This window comes from Polaromonas sp. P1_E1_2 (assembly GCF_056406035.1).
On the sequence record NZ_JBFUAZ010000458.1, the window covers coordinates 1 to 3534 of the forward strand.

The following is a 3534-nucleotide window of genomic DNA, read 5'->3' on the forward strand; positions in this document are numbered from 1 at the left end:
GCGTGGGAACCATGCCGGGCGCGTTCAGCACGATAGCGTCGTCGTGGGTGTGCACGTCGACGAAGCCGGGCGCAATCACCAGGCCGCTGCAGTCGTACACCTGGACATCGGACAGAGACAGGCCGTCCGGCAGGCTGCGACGCAAGTCCGGGCCCATGGCCACGATCCGGTCGCCCGCCAGCAGAAGGTCACCTGATCGGCCAGTCGCGCTGGTACCRTCCACCAGCAGGCCGTTTTCCAGCAAGGTGGCGCGCGTCATCGTACTTTCCCCATGGTGAGCTTGGCGCCTTCGTCCCAGTCCAGCCGGGGGTGGTGGTGCATGTCCACGCCGCGTGTTTCCAGCGTGTGCTGGATGTTGGCCAGCCGGTTCACGGCCTTGTCGCCCAGGCGCTGCGCCACCAGCACGGTGAGGATTTCGATCACCGTCAGGTGCGCCAGGTAGGCCTCGGGGCCCACCGGCATTACCGGGTCGGGCGCCACTTCCACGCCCAGCACGATGTCGGCCAGCGCCGCCAGCTGCGAGCCGGGCTGGGTGAGCGCGATGATGGTGGCGCCCTGCGAGCGCGCCACGTCCACCGCCTCCAGCAACGAGGGCATGCCGCCGACATGCGTGATGGCCATCACCACGCCACGCGGGCCGATGGTAGCGGCCGAGATCAGCTGCAGGTGCGGGTCCAGGTAGCTGTTGGAAGCCACGCCCATGCGGTACAGCCGCGCCTGCAAGTCGGAGGCCATGAAGTTGGAGGTGACGCCGACGCCATAGCAGTCCACCCGGGCRCCGTCGACGATGGCGTCGGCCGCCGCCTGCACCGCTTCCACATTGAGCTGGGCCTGCACGCTGTTGATCACCGTGGTGGCGCCGCGCGTCACCTTGGCGATGACCTGCCGGGTGTCGTCATCGATGCGCACGCGCCGGTTCAGCGGCGAGCCGCCCACCGCCAGCTCTTGCGCCAGCGCCAGCTTGAACTCGCGCAGCCCGGGGTAGCCCAGGTCACGGCAGGTGCGCATGATGGTGGGGACCGAGCTGTTGGCGCGCTGTGCCAGGGTCTCGAAGGTTTCGTCCAGCACGCGCTGCGGGTCTTCCAGGATCAGGGCCAGCACAGTGCGCCGTGCGGCGGGCGCGCGGTCCATGATCTCGGCAATTTTTTCAAGGACGCGTGGAGTCATTTAAAAGCAGGTGACGATGGCGTCACACACGTTGTTTTGTTCGTCCACCACCGGCATCCAGCGCCATTTGTCGAAGGTGGTGCAGGGGTGGGAGATGCCCAGCGCAACCAGGTCGCCCACGCGCAGGGCCTGGTGTTCGGGGCCACTGCCGCGCAGGTAGGCATGCTGGTCGTTCAGGCCGGCGATCTTCCAGTCTGCAGGCGCCGGTGTCATGGTGGCCTCGCCCGCTCTGCACACACCCAGGGGCACGGGAAGCTCCAGGTCGTAGGAGATGTCGCGCTTGCCCACCGCGAGAATGGCCAGGCCCGGTTCAGGGCAGGATTGCACCGCCGCCCACACCTCCATCGCCGCGTGCAAGCCATGGCCGCAGCCCATGCGCGCAGCTACCGTATTCATGAAGCGGTGGTACGTGCCATGGTCGTGCGTCACATAGCAGCCCGAACGCAGCAGGCCCTGCACAGGCTGCGACAGTTTCATCTTCAGGTGTTCGGCTACCAGATCGAAGATGGCGGAGCCACCGGCCGTGAGCAGGATTTCATTCGTTTCGAACAACTGTTGTTCGTCGCAGGCTTTGGCGATGTCGCGCACACGCTGCATCAGCGCATTGGCGTAGGCCGTGTCGGCGTCTGACTGGCCGGTGGCGCCCAGGCCTTCGTAGCATTCGATGCCGACCAGCCGCGTGGCCTTGCCGCTGCGCAGGCGCTGAGCCAGGGCCAACGCCTGCTCGTGGCTGCGGCAGCCGGTGCGGCCGCCGTCCACACCGATCTCCAGCAGCACGTCGAAAGGCTCAGCGTGTGCATTCACCRCATGCCAGGCTTCAATGAGCTCCGCCTGCGCCAGTGAGTCCACCAGAAAAGCCACCCTCAGCCCGGCATGGGCACGCTTGAGGTCGGCTATGCCCTGCAGGTCCACCGACTGGAACACCTGGTTGGCGATCAAGCAGCGTTTCGCACCGGCCGTCACGCCTGCGCGCAGCTGCGTCACGGTGGCGAAGGTCAAGCCCCAGGCGCCGGCATCGAGCTGACGCCGGAACAGCTGCGGCGACATGGTGGTTTTGCCGTGCGGCGCCAGGCCCACGCCGTGGCTGCCGGCAAAACCCTGCATCCATTGCAGGTTGCCGGCCAGAGCGTCGCGGCGGATCACGGCCAGCGGCAACGGCAGGTCGCCGCGCAGCACGTTCCAGCCCTGGGTGCCAACGGCCGAGCGGCGCAGCGGCGGGCTATGGTGCGGAAAGCCCTTCCAGGAGGCGTCGAGCAGGGGGTCGAGAATATCTTGCAGTGTCATGGTGTCGTCAATGATTCGATGTCGTCTCGGATGCAGGCTTTGAGGCGGCCGCCGCCCATGTCGCGCGGCTCCGGCCGTGTCTCGGCACAGGCGTCAATGGCATGCGGGCAGCGTGTGCGAAACACGCAGCCCGAAGGCGGATTGACCGGGCTGGGCATGTCGCCTTTCAAGGGCACATGCACCATCCTGATGGTCGGGTCCGGTTTGGGCGAAGCGGCCAGCAGGGCCTGCGTGTAGGGATGCAGCGGCCGCGCGAACAGCTGCGCCGTCGGCGCCACTTCCATCACCCGGCCCAGGTACAGCACAACCACCCGGTCGCACAGGTATTCCACCACATCCAGGTCATGCGAGATGAACAGCATGGTCAGCTTCAGGCTATCGCGCAGGTCGCACAGCAGGTTGACCACCTGCGCCTGGATGGAAACGTCCAGTGCCGAGAGCGGCTCATCGGCCACGATGAATTCAGGCTGCACCGAGAGGGCCCGCGCCACGCCGATGCGCTGCCGCTGGCCGCCGGAAAACTCGTGCGGGTAACGCGCCGCGTGTTCAGGCGGCAGCCCCACTAACTGCAACAGCTCGGCGATGCGCTGTGCGGTGGCCTCCTTGCCTTTGGCCAGGCCATGCACCTGCAATGCCTCGCCCAGGATGTCGCGTACCCGCATCTTGGGGTTCAGGCTGGCGTATGGGTCCTGGAAGATCATCTGCAGCTTGCTGCGCAGCGCGCGCATGCGGCTGCCCGAGGCCGCGCCGAGGTCTTCGCCGCGGTAGCTCACCGTGCCGCCGGTGCTGTCGACCAGGCGCAGCAGGGCGCGGCCGATGGTGCTCTTGCCCGAGCCCGATTCGCCCACCAGGCCCAGTGTCTCGCCGGGATGGATCACGAAGGACACATCGTCCACGGCGCGCACTGGCCGCACAGAGGAACCGAAGAATTTCTGCAGGTTGCGCACCTCGATCAAGGGCGCAGCGGCTGGGGTCTGTGCGCTCATGCGGCCTCCGGCACCAGGATGCAGCGGGCGCTGCCGCCGGCTTCGTCGTTGCGCAGCGCCGGCATGGCGTCGCGGCAGGCCGCGATGGCCTTGTCAC

Annotated in this window: 3 protein-coding genes and 1 pseudogene; all 4 read right to left on the minus strand. The window is 67.3% G+C overall.

Features of this window, described 5'->3' with window-relative positions; translation table 11 throughout:
• Positions 1 to 259 (minus strand): annotated as a pseudogene (locus AC1D1P_RS17910) (D-aminoacylase); the annotation flags it as partial.
• The gene (locus AC1D1P_RS17915; protein ID WP_477670023.1) at positions 256 to 1167 is read right to left on the minus strand and encodes a MurR/RpiR family transcriptional regulator; all 912 of its coding nucleotides are present in this window, start codon (positions 1165 to 1167) and stop codon (positions 256 to 258) included. The gene AC1D1P_RS17915 and the pseudogene AC1D1P_RS17910, both read right to left, overlap by 4 nt.
• Complete coding sequence (locus AC1D1P_RS17920; protein WP_477673900.1) at positions 1168 to 2451, minus strand: amino acid deaminase; 1284 nt, start codon at positions 2449 to 2451, stop codon at positions 1168 to 1170.
• Complete coding sequence (locus AC1D1P_RS17925; RefSeq protein ID WP_477670025.1) at positions 2448 to 3437, minus strand: ABC transporter ATP-binding protein; 990 nt, start codon at positions 3435 to 3437, stop codon at positions 2448 to 2450. The genes AC1D1P_RS17920 and AC1D1P_RS17925 overlap by 4 nt, the downstream gene beginning before the upstream one ends.
• Between the last annotated feature and the right edge of the window lie 97 nt (positions 3438 to 3534).

What these genes read in the sequence shown, in the direction of transcription:
- AC1D1P_RS17925 (WP_477670025.1), bottom strand. Translation starts at nt 3,437, where the DNA reads ATGAGCGCACAGACCCCAGCCGCTGCGCCCTTGATCGAGGTGCGCAAC.